The organism is Streptomyces sp. NPDC005791 (genome assembly GCF_042871485.1).
Lineage (GTDB): Bacteria > Actinomycetota > Actinomycetes > Streptomycetales > Streptomycetaceae > Streptomyces.
Genome location: NZ_JBIAIP010000003.1, coordinates 303,886 through 317,105, shown reverse-complemented (window position 1 = coordinate 317,105; position 13,220 = coordinate 303,886). Strand labels below are relative to the sequence as shown.

At 69.4% G+C, this 13,220-nt stretch carries 15 protein-coding genes; 11 read left to right on the top strand and 4 right to left on the bottom strand.

Annotated features, from left to right (window positions below):
* The first annotated feature begins 16 nt into the window (after positions 1–16).
* Both ACFYSH_RS08580 and ACFYSH_RS08575 read left to right on the top strand, forming a co-directional pair.
* Positions 17–226 (top strand): MbtH family protein, encoded by a 210-nt coding sequence (locus ACFYSH_RS08580; RefSeq protein WP_359478929.1) that lies wholly within the window; start codon positions 17–19, stop codon positions 224–226.
* A gap of 12 nt (positions 227–238) precedes the next feature.
* Positions 239–1,474 carry a cytochrome P450 gene (locus ACFYSH_RS08575; protein ID WP_388751499.1) on the top strand — a complete coding sequence of 412 codons (1,236 nt, stop codon included), beginning with the start codon at positions 239–241 and terminating at the stop codon, positions 1,472–1,474.
* Here ACFYSH_RS08575 and ACFYSH_RS08570 read toward each other — a convergent pair.
* Both ACFYSH_RS08570 and ACFYSH_RS08565 read right to left on the bottom strand, forming a co-directional pair.
* Positions 1,454–2,368, bottom strand: a complete 915-nt coding sequence (locus ACFYSH_RS08570; RefSeq protein WP_388751497.1) for a response regulator transcription factor — start codon at positions 2,366–2,368, stop codon at positions 1,454–1,456. The genes ACFYSH_RS08575 and ACFYSH_RS08570 overlap by 21 nt on opposite strands.
* A 738-nt stretch (positions 2,369–3,106) precedes the next feature.
* Entirely contained in the window at positions 3,107–3,547 is a 441-nt protein-coding gene (locus ACFYSH_RS08565; protein ID WP_388751495.1) for a hypothetical protein, read from the bottom strand.
* A gap of 372 nt (positions 3,548–3,919) precedes the next feature.
* Here ACFYSH_RS08565 and ACFYSH_RS08560 point away from each other — a divergent pair, with 372 nt between their 5' ends.
* The 5 genes from ACFYSH_RS08560 to ACFYSH_RS08540 all read left to right on the top strand — a co-directional run bounded on the left by ACFYSH_RS08560 (position 3,920) and on the right by ACFYSH_RS08540 (position 7,254).
* Positions 3,920–4,645 carry a dienelactone hydrolase family protein gene (locus tag ACFYSH_RS08560; protein WP_359478920.1) on the top strand — a complete coding sequence of 242 codons (726 nt, stop codon included), beginning with the start codon at positions 3,920–3,922 and terminating at the stop codon, positions 4,643–4,645.
* Between the two features lie 120 nt (positions 4,646–4,765).
* Positions 4,766–5,314: a transposase gene (locus ACFYSH_RS08555; protein WP_388751493.1), complete on the top strand. Its 549-nt coding sequence runs from the start codon at positions 4,766–4,768 to the stop codon at positions 5,312–5,314.
* The gene (locus ACFYSH_RS08550; RefSeq protein ID WP_388751491.1) at positions 5,245–5,466 is read left to right on the top strand and encodes an ATP-binding cassette domain-containing protein; all 222 of its coding nucleotides are present in this window, start codon (positions 5,245–5,247) and stop codon (positions 5,464–5,466) included. Before ACFYSH_RS08555 ends, ACFYSH_RS08550 begins: the two co-directional genes overlap by 70 nt.
* A gap of 433 nt (positions 5,467–5,899) precedes the next feature.
* Positions 5,900–6,070, top strand: a complete 171-nt coding sequence (gene rpmF / locus ACFYSH_RS08545; protein WP_359478941.1) for a 50S ribosomal protein L32 — start codon at positions 5,900–5,902, stop codon at positions 6,068–6,070.
* An 8-nt stretch (positions 6,071–6,078) separates the two neighbouring features.
* Complete coding sequence (locus tag ACFYSH_RS08540) at positions 6,079–7,254, top strand: GTP-binding protein (RefSeq protein ID WP_388751489.1); 1,176 nt, start codon at positions 6,079–6,081, stop codon at positions 7,252–7,254.
* Between the two features lie 117 nt (positions 7,255–7,371).
* Here the strand turns inward: ACFYSH_RS08540 and ACFYSH_RS08535 are convergent, their stop codons facing one another.
* Both ACFYSH_RS08535 and aztA read right to left on the bottom strand, forming a co-directional pair.
* The gene (locus tag ACFYSH_RS08535; RefSeq protein WP_388751487.1) at positions 7,372–7,791 is read right to left on the bottom strand and encodes a Fur family transcriptional regulator; all 420 of its coding nucleotides are present in this window, start codon (positions 7,789–7,791) and stop codon (positions 7,372–7,374) included.
* Between the two features lie 196 nt (positions 7,792–7,987).
* The gene (gene aztA, locus ACFYSH_RS08530) at positions 7,988–8,689 is read right to left on the bottom strand and encodes a zinc ABC transporter ATP-binding protein AztA (protein ID WP_388751485.1); all 702 of its coding nucleotides are present in this window, start codon (positions 8,687–8,689) and stop codon (positions 7,988–7,990) included.
* Positions 8,690–8,754: 65 nt separating this feature from the next.
* Here aztA and aztB point away from each other — a divergent pair, with 65 nt between their 5' ends.
* Genes aztB through aztD form a run of 4 tightly spaced genes read left to right on the top strand, consistent with a single transcriptional unit; the run spans position 8,755 to position 13,074 of the window.
* The gene (gene aztB, locus ACFYSH_RS08525; protein WP_359478912.1) at positions 8,755–9,666 is read left to right on the top strand and encodes a zinc ABC transporter permease AztB; all 912 of its coding nucleotides are present in this window, start codon (positions 8,755–8,757) and stop codon (positions 9,664–9,666) included.
* The gene (locus tag ACFYSH_RS08520) at positions 9,663–10,871 is read left to right on the top strand and encodes a hypothetical protein (protein ID WP_359478909.1); all 1,209 of its coding nucleotides are present in this window, start codon (positions 9,663–9,665) and stop codon (positions 10,869–10,871) included. Before aztB ends, ACFYSH_RS08520 begins: the two co-directional genes overlap by 4 nt.
* Positions 10,868–11,830 (top strand): zinc ABC transporter substrate-binding protein AztC, encoded by a 963-nt coding sequence (gene aztC, locus ACFYSH_RS08515; protein WP_388751483.1) that lies wholly within the window; start codon positions 10,868–10,870, stop codon positions 11,828–11,830. Before ACFYSH_RS08520 ends, aztC begins: the two co-directional genes overlap by 4 nt.
* 50 nt (positions 11,831–11,880) lie before the next feature.
* A complete protein-coding gene (gene aztD, locus ACFYSH_RS08510; protein WP_388751481.1) occupies positions 11,881–13,074 on the top strand; it encodes a zinc metallochaperone AztD in 1,194 nt (397 codons plus the stop codon).
* Positions 13,075–13,220: the final 146 nt, after the last annotated feature.

Sequence of the window (13,220 nt, the reverse complement as noted above, 5' to 3'; positions counted from 1 at the left end):
CACAAGGAGCAGCACCATGAGCAATCCCTTCGAGGACGACGACGCCCGCTACCTGGTCCTGCGCAACGACGAGGGCCAGCACTCCCTGTGGCCCGCGTTCGCGGCGGTCCCCGACGGCTGGACGACGGTGCACGGGGAGGCGGACCGGCAGGACTGCCTCGACTACGTCGAGGAGCACTGGACGGACATGCGGCCCGCCAGCCTGCTGCTCACCAGCGAAGACTGACCGGGGCGGGCCATGACTCCTCTCGAACCGAAGGGCACCGGGCCGGTCCCGGCCGAAGGCCCCGACCTGGCCGACCCGTCGCTGTACCGGGACGGCGCCCCGGAGGCCCTGTGGGCGCGACTGCGCGCGCGGACGCCGGTGTACCGCAACGAGCGTACGGACAAGGAGTCGTTCTGGGCGGTGCTCGGACACCGCGAGGCCCTCGAGGTGCTGCGCAGGCCGGAGGTCTTCGTCTCCGGCCGGGGCATGCGGCTGGACGACTCGCCGGGGGCCACAGAGGCGGCGTCGCAGCGCATGCTCATCGTCACCGACCCGCCTCGGCACACCCGACTGCGGCACGTCATGAACGCCGCCTTCACCCCGCGCATGGTGGCCCGGCTGCACCGCACCATGCGGGCCACCGCGACGGAGGTCATCGACGAGGCGCTGGAGCGCGGCGCATGCGACTTCGTGGACGTCGCGGCCCGGTTGCCGGTAACGGTGATCTGCGATCTGCTCGGAGTGCCGCCCGCCGACCGGTCCTTCATGCTGGACCGCACCATGACGGCGTTCGGCCATGCGGGGCCCGGGTCGGCGGACCGTGCCGCGGCGGCCCGGGCGCACACGGACATCCTGCTGTACTACGCCGAACTCGTTGAACGGCGGCGGCGGGAACCGTCGGACGACGTCGTCACCGCGCTCGTCCAGGGCACGGTCGACGGGCGGCCGCTGACCGACGAGGAGATCTACCTCAACTGCGACGGACTCGTCTCCGGTGGCAACGAGACGACCCGGCACGCCACGGCCGGCGGACTGCTCGCCCTGATGCGGCACCCCGAGGAGTGGGAGGTCGCCCGCGGTGCGGACCATCCGATGGAGGCCACCGCCCAGGAGATCCTTCGGTTCACCAGCCCGGCGATGCACGTCCTGCGCACCGCCGCCCGGGACACCGCACTGGCGGGGCATCCGGTACGGGCGGGAGATCGGGTCGCGGTGTGGCTGCCCGCCGCCAACCGCGACCCCGCGGTCTTTGCCGACCCCGACCGCTTCGACGCGCTGCGGGCCTCCAACCGGCATGTGGCGCTCGCCCCGGGCGAGCACTACTGTCTGGGTTCCGCACTGGCCTTGGCCGAGCTCACCATCTTCTTCGAGGAGTTGGCGTCTCGCGCGGAACTGCCCGAACCGGCGGGCGAGCCGATCCGGGCAGCTTCCAGTCTCGTCTGGGGTTTCGAGTCCCTGCCCGTACGACTACGACCGCGGACCTGTTGAGGCGGAGCGCCCCGGTCCGCCGGGGACGCGGAGAGTCGTCGTCCGGCCCCGCCCGGGCGGCTCCTCCGACGCCGGAGAGGCTCCGGTCGTCAGCCCCAGCTCGGCGGCGCGGAGACCGGCCTGGAATCGGGACGAGGCGCCGAGGCGCTGCATGACCTCCGAGACATGACGCCTGAACGTGCGCACGGACATGCCCAGTTCGCGGGCAGTCACCTCGTCCGTGCGTCCGGTGCTCATCAGGTGCAGGACCTGGAGCAGCACCTCGTCCTCCTCCTCGCCGTCCGGGGAGGTGAACCGCATGGCGATGGACCAGTCGGTGGCTCTGCTGAACACCGCGTCGAACAGCACGCTCAGGGATTTGACCGTGTGCGGTTCGCAGACCAGCACCGACTGCGAGGTGTCCCGGTGGACGGCGGGCAGGATCGCCACGGTACGGTTCACCACGGCGAAACCGGACAGCGGATGCATGGACACCCGCACCTGCGCGGCGCTGTGCAGCACGCGCTCCATACAGCCGACACGGCAGCCCTCGCCGGCTGCCGCGGTCAGCACGCGCACCGGAGCTCCCCGCTCCAGCAGCCACTCCTGCATCGGCCATGCGCCGCCGTAGCTGCACGAGTAGAGGGCGTTGACGTCGACGTAGGAGAGTTCCGGACGTGCGCGCCGGGGCTGGGACTGCCAGTAGTCGATCGCGGCCCGGAAGGCGTCCTCCGTGCGCAGTGACTCGACCATGCCCGGTTCGGGCCTCCGGCCACTGTCATGGGCCCGGAGCGCGGACCGGATGAGCGCCTGCGCCTGGGCCAGAGCCGCTTTTACCTGATCGTCGGTGTTGTCGGGGCCGGACTCGTGTATGTACGGCTTTTCTCGCGAAAGGCCACTTACCGTCGTACTCAAAATTCCCCCGTATCACGTCTTGATTTCCTCTCGCGCGCGCTCTCCGCTCACCTCAGCCGATTGATTTCTTTGTCACAATACAATAACCAAGGTTTCGGTAGCTGCTTTTGAGCCACCCTGTAGACGTCTCAAAATCTCCACAGAAATCCGCTGACCCGGGATAATGGTCTACTCATACGGAATTCAAGAATCCACATCGTGCATGTACAGGCGTTTCAGTTAGGCTCAAAACACACCGCTCCGGCGATCACTACCCCCTTCCGAGGCACTCTGCTCGCCCATTCACCGGCGTGGATCCGCGCTCGCATGCGTGATCAGGCGCCAGCCCCGGGGCCGGTCCCGGCACCGGACCCGGCCGGCGTCGGATGGCGGAGTACTCCACCGGGCACGCGGACGAAATCTAGAACGAGATTTCGAAATACAAGAGTTCTATAGGAAGCCGAGGGTGCCGCGTCGCGCGAAATGTCGTGCGTGCAGCACGACGCACCTGTGACGGTTACGGAAATGGCTCCGTTATCCGATCGCCTGTCCACATGGCACCAAGGAGTGCCCATGCATCGCTCGCACCGCCCTGTGCTCATTCATCCTGCGTTCGACCATGTCGTTTCCCGTTCGGGCACACCCTCTCGCCCCGCCGGCGGCCGCATCCTCCCTCTCCGGGGGCCCGGCCGGATGCCAAGGAACGGGCACGACGGAACCCACTGTGCTCCAGGCGTCACCGGTTCCAGTCAAAGGCAGTCAACGAGTTCGCCCACGGCCACGGCATGCGCCGCCGCTGCGGGCTATCGAGGCCAGCGCAAGGCCCACGTCCAGCACGTCCTGACCGCGATCGCCGTCGACGTCGGAGCGCCTCAACGGAAAACCGGCCCGGCCGAACATCTGTCGCTTGATCAGCTTCGTTTTGTTGTTGACGCCTTCGGTTCCGCCATCGTGATACGCCCTGGTCAGAGCGGCATTCACGGCGGCACGGTCCCGCTCGAGACCGCGGGCGAAGGACATCTCATGTCGCTGGCGGGTCACGTAGGCGCTCAGGCAGCAAGACCACAGGTGGTGCGAAGGCACGGTCGGGGTCGGACAGCGTGCGGTGCTGTAGGCAGCGGAAGAGGCAGCCGAGCAGTCTGTTGAACAGGTTCCTGAGAGCTGCGGTATGCCGTTCTCCACCAGCACGCCGTCGGTCATAGTGGGCGCGTGGAGCCTGCGTGCGCAGGGCTGCGAAGGCCCACATGTGCCCGGCCGGTGCACATTCCGCACCGCCGAGAACCAGGTCAGACCGAGCTACCAGTCGGCGTACAGCGCGGAGGTGGTTTCGTCGAGCAAGACGTAGCGGGCGAAATCGCGTGCGCGGCGTGGTGTGCCTCGAAGTCGGCGAAGAGGGCATGGCCGACCCGGCAGGTCCACCCCCAGGGCCGTGGACAGGACAGGTGATCCGACAACACTGCCGCGGTAACGGGGCTTGTGAGACATCGCCGGATCTCAGAGGCACACCCGCGCTGTTCTGCCAGCGGTGAACACCTGCCCGACCGGGTTCGACGATCACTACCGTCCAGTCTCATGACGACGATTACAACCCGCACGGTCGAGTACCCGGCCGACGGATTAACGATGATCGGGCACCTCGCGCTCCCGGCCGGCGTCGACCGCCGACCCGCAGTCCTGGTCGGGCCCGAGGGGCCGGGGCTCAGCGACGTCGAGCGCCGCCGAGCCGATGCGCTCGCCGAGCTGGGATACGTGGCGCTGGCCTTTGACCTCCACGGCGGGCGCTATTTGGGCGACCCCGAGAAGATGCTGGCCCGTTGCATACCGCTGCTCGCCGACCCCGACCGCATGCGGGGCATCGGCCACGCGGCGCTCGACGTGTTGCGCGCCGAACCGCGGACCGACCCCGACCGGATGGCCGCCGTCGGCTACGGCACCGGGGGCGCCATCGGGCTGGAACTCGGGCGCGACGGCGTCGCCCTGCGCGCGATCGGGACGGTCAACGCACTGACCACGGGCCGACCGGGCGAGGCCGCCCGCATTCGCTGCCCGGTGTGGGCCGGGGTCGGGTCCGAAGACCCGATCATGCCGCCCGCGCAACGGGACGAGTTCACCGCCGAGATGCAAGCCGCAGGCGTCGACTGGCGCCTCGTGGTCTACGGCGGCGCCTTGCACGCCTTCCACCACCCACCTGTCGACCAGCCTGTGGTCCCCGGCGTCGGCTACCACCCACGGCACGCGCAGCGAGCCTGGCACGACGTCGTCCACCTGCTCGCCGAGTGCCTGCCCGTGACGGACTGATCTGGTCGGCAACCGCGATTCCAGGCCGCGAACCAGGCCGGTCGACCGCCACCGACTCCGGTTTGTAGGACATCACCGCAGCTCAAGAGGGTGTCTCACGTGGCGCTCTGTTGGTGCGGCATGATGCCGCTCGTAGCTGATGATCTTTCTCCTCGACTTGTGCCGGACGGGTTATGGGCGTTGATGGCACCGCTGCTGCCGGAGTTCGCATCCCGTCCGCAGGGCGGCGGTACGAGTCCCGTAGACGCGCGGGCGGTGTTCACGGCAGTGGTCTACCCAGTGACCAGCGGTTGTGCCTGGCGGCATCCTCCGCCGACCTTCGGCGTCTCGCCGGCAACAGCACACCGCCGCTTCACGTGCTGGACGGAGGCCGGGCTGTGGCGTCGGCTGCATCGGGTGATCTTGGACGAGCTGGGCGCCAGGGGCGAGCTGGACCGGACCTCGGCGATCATTGCCGCGGCCTCCGCCCGTGCGACAAGGGGCGGGAGAGTCCCTGTACGTCCGGGATCACGGGCGCTTCCTGGCCCAGGCCGCCCGGCGCGCCATCCCCGAGGCCGGCGACCCGGTCCCCCACCACGTCGCACTGATCGTCCTCGCCCATGTCACCTACCGCTACCCCGACCGCGGCAGCCCGGCACTCGACGAGGTGTCACTCACACCGCCCGGTGACCGCCGTGGTCGGCGAGAACAGGTCAGGAAAGAGCACCTTGATGAAGGTCCTCCCAAGCCTGCTACCGCCCCGGAGCGGGACCATGCGGTGGGGGGCGCCGCCGACATCGCCGGCCCGCGAGCGCGCCCAGGTCTTCGAGCGCGGTGAATGACAGAAAGTGGGACTGGCCCGTACCCACTGGCGCAGCGCGACCTCGGAGGCCGACGGCATCCTCATCGTGGACGAACCCACCTCCGCACTCGACCCGGAGGCCGAGATCGAAGCGTTCGACCGCGTTCGCCGGCTCGCCGCCCCCAACCGCGCCGTCGTCCTCGTCACCCACCGCATGTCCGGGGTGCGTCACGCCGACCGCATCTACGTCCTGCACCGCGGGCGGTTGGCCGAAGACGGCAGCCGCGACCAACTCCTGGCCGCCCGAGGGCGCTACGCCGCGATGTTCGATGCCCAAGCCGTCCAGTACGCCCCTTCCGCCCCCATCCCACGCCCGGGTTCCCCCATCGCCGCGGACTCGCATGGAGGAACGTTTGAAATTGACTATCGTTTTCATATAGCGTTGGTCGCCGACGACGACCCAGGAGGCTCCCATGGCAGTACCCAAGCGGAAGATGTCCCGCAGCAACACCCGCCACCGCCGCGCCCAGTGGAAGGCCACGACACCTCAGCTCGTGCCGGTCACGGTCGACGGCGTCGTCCACCAGGTGCCACAGCGACTGGTGAAGGCGTACGAGCGCGGCCTCCTGCACCCGGGGGACTGATCCGCTCCATGGCGCAGAACCTCCTGCCTGTGACCGTGCTCTCCGGCTTTCTGGGCGCGGGCAAGACGACACTGCTCAACCACGTCCTCGGCAACCGCGAGGGCATGCGCGTCGCGGTGATCGTCAACGACATGAGCGAGATCAACATCGACGCGGCACTGGTGCGCGGGGGCGAGGCCGCACTCTCGCGCACCGAGGAACGCCTGGTCGAGATGACCAACGGATGCATTTGCTGCACCCTGCGCGACGACCTGCTCGACGAGGTGGACCGGCTCGCCCGCGAGGGGCGCTACGACTACCTGCTGATCGAGTCCAGCGGCATCTCGGAACCCATGCCGGTGGCGGCGACGTTCTCCTTCCCACGCGACGACGGTGCGACCCTGGACGACCTCGCCCGGCTCGACACGATGGTCACCGTGGTCGACGCGGCCAACTTCCTTCCGGAACTGTCGGGAGGTGACGGCCTCGCCGAGCGGGGACTCGATCAGTACGAGGACGACGAACGCACGGTCAGCGACCTGCTCATGGACCAGATCGAATTCGCCGACGTCATCGTGCTGAACAAGCTGGACCTCGTGGACGCACGAGGGCGGGAACGCCTCGAGGCCGCACTCACTCGCCTCAACCCGGTGGCCCGGATCGTGCCCGTCAGTCGAGGACGCGTGGAACTGTCGGAGGTTCTCGGCACCGGCCTCTTCGACCTGGAACGGGCCCAGCAGGCTCCCGGATGGGTGCGGGAGCTGAACGGGGACCACGTGCCGGAGACCGAGGAGTACGGAATCTCCAGCACGGTCTTCCGCGCGGACCGCCCCTTCCATCCCGGCCGCCTGTGGACGTTCGTCACCGCCGGCCTCGACAGCGGCCGGTACGGGCAGGTTCTGCGCTCCAAGGGCTTCTTCTGGCTGTCCAGTCGTCCGAACGTGACGGGTCTCTGGTCGCAGGCGGGCTCCGTGGCCCGCTTCGAGCCGTCCGGCGCACGCGACGCCGACACCGCTCAGGGCCAGGAACTGGTCTTCATCGGCACGGATCTGCGCGCCGACGCCCTGCACGAAGCCCTGTCCGGGTGTCTGATGTCCGAGAGGGAGCAGCGGCCGGCGGCCGATCCGTTCCCGGAGTGGGACACGTACGGCATCGACGAGGCGTGTGCACACGAGCACCCTCAACAGGTGGCGTCCCACCTTTGAACTCCGGGCCGGACGGTGGTCGCAGCCACGGCATCGTCCGGTCCGGCCCCCTCGCCGGGTTGCCTCCCCTACATGGAGGCCGCCCGGTGACGTGGCAAGCGCCCTCGGACCTGCCTCTCAGCCCGCCTCGCCTTCCGCGCAGCCAGGGCAGGTGCCCGTCGCGGCGACGGCGTGCCGTACGTCCGCGAATCCGTGGCGAGGCCCCAGCTGGGCGACCCACTCCTCCAGCGCCTGGGAGACGAACGTGACGCCGACCCCGCAGACCCGGCACCTCAGGTGGTGCTCGTGCACGGGTGGCAGATACCGGTACGCCTTCACCGCGCCGCGCGCGTGGACCGTCTCGAGCCGTCCCTCCGCGTCCGCATCGGACAACGCCCGGTACACCGTGGTGAGGCCGATTCGGACACCCCGCTGCGTCATCGCCGCGTGGAGGCCCTGAGCACTGAGGAATCCTCCGTTCTCCCGGAGGGCGGCCAGCACTTCGGGCCGCCGGTCCGCCGCACGGCGGCGTCGGGGTCGATCGGGAGCGCTGACCATCGTCGCCTCCTGTCGGAGAGAGGCCGGCGCCGGGGAGGAGGGACCCGACACCGGACCGAGGGGCAGTACCTGCGGCCATGGGGCCGTCGGCACTGGTGCACGGCCCGGACAGCCGGGCCACCGCCCACCCTAACCACAATGGTAATCATGTTCAAAAATGGCGGCTCGCTTCGACGCGCCCGGGCACCCCGGCCACTCACACCCTCCGGGGCAGTCGCCAGATCCGGTCGATCGCGTCATCGGTCAGCACCTCCCGAGGATTCCCCTCCCCCCACAGCCGCCCCGCCTGGAGCAGCAGGACGTGGCCCGCGGATCGGGCCACCTCCAGGTCGTGGGTCGCCTGCACGACGGTCACCCCCTCCTCGGTCAGCCCGGCGAGCACCTCGGCGATGAGCCGCTGAGCTGCGGTGTCGAGGCCGGTGGTGGGCTCGTCCAGCACGAGCAGATCCGCCTCCTGGGCCAACCCCTGCGCGACGAGCACGCGTTGACGCTGACCGCCCGAGAGCTCCCCCAACTGCCGGTGAGCGAGGGAGCTGACACCGAGCCGACCCATACTCGCCTCCACGACGTCCCGGTCCCGCTCGGACAGCCGCCGCCACAGCCCGCGGTGCCCCCACCTCCCCATCGCGACGGCATCCCGCACGGTCAGCGGCAGCACATCGGCCGCCCTGCTGCGCTGCGTCACGAACGCCGCACGCCTGCTGGTCCGGTGCGCGACCTCCCCCGCTGTTACCTGGATCACCCCGGAGATCACACCAAGAAGCGTGGACTTCCCCGATCCGTTCGGTCCGACCACGGCCGTGGTGGCGAACGCCGGTATGTGCAGGCTGAGTTGCTCCAGTACCGCACGATTCGCATAACCGGCCGACACACCGTCGAGCCTTACCTGCCGCTGCATCTCCTGAACCTCTCCCCATAGCGCTTCGTTGTAGTGATAATCATTTTCATTGTAGTGTCCGCCGCATGGAATGGTTGATGGGCCCCTTCGAGGTGACCTTTGTTCAACGGGCCCTGTGGGGCGGCATGCTCGTGTCGTTGATCTGCGCCCTGGCCGGCACGTGGGTCGTTCTGCGCGGTATGGCGTTCTTCGGGGACGCGATGGCGCACGGCATGCTCCCGGGGATCGCAATCGCCTCGCTGCTGGGGGGCAATCTGCTGATCGGCGCCGCTGTGAGCGCGGCCGTCATGGCACTCGGCGTCAGCGTCGTCGGCCGGTCACCCCGACTGTCGCAGGACACCAGCATCGGTCTGCTCTTCGTCGGAATGCTGTCGCTGGGCGTGATCATCGTCTCGCGTTCGCAGTCCTTCGCGGTCGACCTGACCGGGTTCCTCTTCGGTGATGTGCTCGCCGTACGTTCGGCAGACCTGGCCTACCTCGGGGGCGCGCTGGTCATCGCTCTGGTGATCTCCGTACTCGGCTACCGACCGTTCCTCGCGCTGGCGTTCGACGAGCGGAAGGCGCACACGCTGGGGCTTCGGCCGCGCCTCGCACACGCGGCTCTGCTGGCCCTCCTCACGCTGGCCATCGTCGCCTCGTTCCACGTGGTGGGGACCCTGCTGGTCTTCGGCCTTCTGATCGCCCCGCCCGCTGCCGTGCTGCCGTGGGCCCGGCGCATCCCGGTGATCATGATCGGCGCCGCCTGTCTGGGGGCCGCCGCGACATTCATCGGCCTGCTCCTCTCGTGGCACCTCCACACGGCCGCCGGGGCGAGCATCGCGGCTACGGCAGTCGTCCTCTTCCTGCTCTCCACCGCGGCCTCCGGTCTCCGCGATCGCCGGGCGCGGTCCGCTCCCCCCACGCCCGCTCCGCCTGCCTCCGCTCGCCCCACCTCCGCGACCGCCCGCCCGCCCATGGAATACGGACATCCGTCATGACAGCCAGAAAGATCCGAACCGCAACAGCACTCTCCTGCGCCGCTCTCGCCGGCTCCGGGCTGCTCCTCGGCTGCCAGAGCGGCAGCGACGCGGAGGCGCCCTCGAAGGCCTCGGCGAGACCTCACGGGTACGTCGAAGGAGCCGAAGAGGCCTCCGAGCAGCAGTCCCGACTCGTACTCGCCGACGCGAACACAGGCACGGTCAAGGTCCTGGACCTGATCACCGAGGACATCACGTCACTCGAAGGCAGTGCGGGCGTTCAAGGGCTGCGCACCGACGGCCGGTTCGCCTATCTGAGCAGCCCCGACGGCACCCGCGCCGTCGACACCGGCGCCTGGACGGTGGAACACGGCGACCACGTCCACTACTACCGCGCCGCGATCCGCGACGTGGGACCCGTCGCGGGGACGGAGGTCGCACACGTACACAGCGATCAGGCCGTCACCGTGGTGTCCTCATCGAAGGGCGGCACCCAACTGCTCGACCGCAGGAAGCTCGAGGACGGCGCCGTCCCCCCTGGCAGCGCGCTGACCGGGGCGGGGAGCGGGGCGGTCGTCCCCCACAAGGAACACCTGCTGGTCACCGGGACGGGCCCTGGCAAGGACACCGTCGAGGTCCGCGACCGGAAGGGCGCACGGGTCAGCACGTTGAAGGAGCCGTGCGCCCAGGTGCGCGGCGAGGCCGTCACCCGCCGGGGCGTGGTCTTCGGATGTGCCGACGGCGCGCTGCTGGTCAGCGAGGACAAAGGCACGTTCGGCGCCGAGAAGATTCCGTACGGCACAGCGGTGGAAGCCTCGGAACGGGCCGTCGACTTCCGTCACCGGGCCGGCAGCACCACGCTCGCGGCCAGGTCCGGCGACGAGGCCGTCTGGGTCCTCGACGTCACCGAACGCGCCTGGACCCGGGTCGTGACCGGCCCGGTCGTGGCCGCCAACACCGCTGGAGAGGGCTCTCCGTTGCTCGCGCTCGGCAAGGACGGTGTGCTCACGGCCTACGACATCTCCACCGGGAAGCGCGTCGCCCGTAAGGAACTCCTCACGGAGGGAGCCGGGACCGCCTCCATCGAGGTCGACACCACCCGCGCGTACGTCAACGACGCCTCGGCGCGGAAGGTCCACGAGATCGACTACAACGACCGGCTCCGGATCGCCCGGACCTTCCCCCTCGACTTCGCCCCGACCTACATGGTGGAGACCGGCCGATGAGCGACGCTTCCACCACCGGACGCAGGCGCCGGTCGCCCGCGCGTCTCCTTGTCGCGTCCCTCGTCGGCGCTCTGCTCCTGGGAGTGAGCGGCTGCGCCGGGGGTGACCAGGGAGGCCGCGGCCGCCCCTCCGTGGTCGTCACCACGAACATCCTCGGTGACATCACGCGCAACATCGTCGGCGACGAGGCCGAGGTGAGCGTGTTGATGCAGGCCGGCGCCGACCCGCACTCCTTCGGCGTCTCGGCTCCGCAGGCGGCGTCCATCGAGCGGGCCGACCTGGTCGTCTACAACGGACTCGGTCTGGAGGAGAACGTCCTGCGTCATGTGGAGGCCGCCGAGGAGGCCGGCGTCTCCACCCTGGCCGTCGGGGAGGCCGTCGATCCGCTCACCTACACGGCGGGCGCATCAGCCGACGAGCCCGACCCGCACTTCTGGACCGACCCCCAGCGGGTCGGCAAGGCCGTCGGGCTCATCGCGGATCAGGTGGCCGAGCACGTGAGGGGCGTCGACAAGGCCGTGGTCGGGAAGAACGCGTCCGCCTACGGTACGCAGGTCACCGACCTGGCTTCGTGGATGCGGAAACAGTTCGACGTCATTCCGTCCGAACAGCGCCAGTTGGTGACCAACCACCATGTCTTCGGATACCTGGCCCAGCGTTTCGGATTCCGGATCGTGGGCGCGGTGATCCCGAGCGGGACCACCCTCGCGTCACCGAGCGCGTCGGACCTCACCTCCTTGTCGACCGCGATCGAGACGGCGGGCGTGAAGGCGATCTTCGCGGACTCCTCCCAGCCCGACCGACTGGCTCGGGTGCTGAAACGCGAGAGCGACATCGAGGTCGACGTCGTGCCGCTGTTCTCCGAATCCCTCACCGAGAAGGGAGAGGGGGCGGCGACGTACCTGGAAATGATGCGCGCCAACACCCGGTCCATATCCATGGGGCTGGGCACCGAATAGCCACGCTGTCGCCGGTCATGAGCGACAGCCACGGAGAGGAAACACACGTAATGAAGCATGGAACACGCCCGAGGACCGCTACTGCCGTGGCCGCCCTGCTCGCGGCTTCCCTCGCGCTCACCGCCTGCGGCAGCGACAACGAGGCCACCGCGGCCAAGTCGACGGACAAGGCGTCCGGTTCACCGGCCGCCGAGGTCGCGGACCCGATCGTGACCACGTACGACGGGGGCCTGTACGTACTGGACGGGACGACGCTGAAGCTCGCCGAGGACATACCGCTGGCCGGCTTCAACCGCGTCAACCCCGCGGGCGACGACCGCCACGTGATGGTCTCCACCTCGACCGGTTTCCAGGTACTGGACGCGGCGGGACGGGGGCTCACCGACGTCGAGTTCGAAGGCAGCAAGCCGGGTCACGTCGTACGTCACGCGGGCAGGACCATTCTCTTCGCCGACGGTACCGGAGTGGTCACGGTCTTCGACCCGAAGGAGCTCGGCGGGGCGAAGCCGAAGGCCGAGACGTACACCTCCGCGGCCCCGCACCACGGGGTCGCCATCCAGCTCGCCGACGGGAAGCTGGTGACCACCCTCGGTACGGAGGAGAAGGGGGTCGGCATCGTCGTCCTCGACAAGGACCGCAAGGAGATCACCCGCAGCGAGGACTGCCCCGGCGTCCACGGGGAGGCGACCGCTCAGGGCGAGGCGGTCGTCATCGGGTGCCAGGACGGGGTCCTGATCTACCAGAACGGTGCCATCAAGAAGGTGAAGAGCCCCACGGAGTACGGCCGGATCGGCAACCAGGCCGGGTCCGACGAGTCGCCCGTCGTCCTCGGTGACTACAAGAAGGACAAGGACGCCGAGCTGGAACGCCCGGAGCAGGTGTCGCTCATCGACACCGAGACGGGCAAGCTGCGGCTCGTCGACATCGGTACGAGCTACACCTTCCGTTCGCTGGCACGTGGCCCGCACGGTGAGGCGCTCGTCCTGGGCACCGACGGCAGCATCCATGTCATCGACCCCGTCACGGGCAAGGTGACCAAGAAGATCGCCGCCATCGGTTCCTGGCAGGAGCCGATGGACTGGCAGCAGCCCCGCCCTGCGCTGTTCGTACGCGACCACACGGCGTACGTCTCGGACCCGTCGAGCAAGAAGCTGCTCGCCATCGACATCGAGTCGGGTAAGCAGCTGGCCTCGGCGGAACTGCCGAAGGCTCCCAACGAGCTGAGCGGCGTCAAGCAGCACTGACCACCCCTCTCCCCGACACGAGGAGCGGGGGGGCCCCCCGGGGGGGGGCCCCCCCCGGGGGGGGGGGGGGGGCGGCCGGCCGCCGGCGCGCGGGGGGGGGGGGGGGCCCCCGGCGGGCCCCCCCCCCCCCCCCCCCCGCCCCCCCC

Bases quoted from the DNA above. Each gene is read 5' to 3' on its own strand.
- ACFYSH_RS08550 (WP_388751491.1), top strand. From the start codon at position 5,245: ATGTCACCTACCGCTACCCCGACCGCGGCAGCCCGGCACTCGACGAGG.
- ACFYSH_RS08580 (WP_359478929.1), top strand. From the start codon at position 17: ATGAGCAATCCCTTCGAGGACGACGACGCCCGCTACCTGGTCCTGCGC.
- aztD (WP_388751481.1), top strand. From the start codon at position 11,881: ATGAAGCATGGAACACGCCCGAGGACCGCTACTGCCGTGGCCGCCCTG.
- ACFYSH_RS08555 (WP_388751493.1), top strand. From the start codon at position 4,766: ATGATGCCGCTCGTAGCTGATGATCTTTCTCCTCGACTTGTGCCGGAC.
- aztB (WP_359478912.1), top strand. From the start codon at position 8,755: ATGGAATGGTTGATGGGCCCCTTCGAGGTGACCTTTGTTCAACGGGCC.
- ACFYSH_RS08535 (WP_388751487.1), bottom strand. From the start codon at position 7,791: ATGGTCAGCGCTCCCGATCGACCCCGACGCCGCCGTGCGGCGGACCGG.
- rpmF (WP_359478941.1), top strand. From the start codon at position 5,900: ATGGCAGTACCCAAGCGGAAGATGTCCCGCAGCAACACCCGCCACCGC.
- ACFYSH_RS08575 (WP_388751499.1), top strand. From the start codon at position 239: ATGACTCCTCTCGAACCGAAGGGCACCGGGCCGGTCCCGGCCGAAGGC.
- aztA (WP_388751485.1), bottom strand. From the start codon at position 8,689: ATGCAGCGGCAGGTAAGGCTCGACGGTGTGTCGGCCGGTTATGCGAAT.
- ACFYSH_RS08540 (WP_388751489.1), top strand. From the start codon at position 6,079: ATGGCGCAGAACCTCCTGCCTGTGACCGTGCTCTCCGGCTTTCTGGGC.
- ACFYSH_RS08520 (WP_359478909.1), top strand. From the start codon at position 9,663: ATGACAGCCAGAAAGATCCGAACCGCAACAGCACTCTCCTGCGCCGCT.
- aztC (WP_388751483.1), top strand. From the start codon at position 10,868: ATGAGCGACGCTTCCACCACCGGACGCAGGCGCCGGTCGCCCGCGCGT.
- ACFYSH_RS08565 (WP_388751495.1), bottom strand. From the start codon at position 3,547: ATGACCGACGGCGTGCTGGTGGAGAACGGCATACCGCAGCTCTCAGGA.
- ACFYSH_RS08560 (WP_359478920.1), top strand. From the start codon at position 3,920: ATGACGACGATTACAACCCGCACGGTCGAGTACCCGGCCGACGGATTA.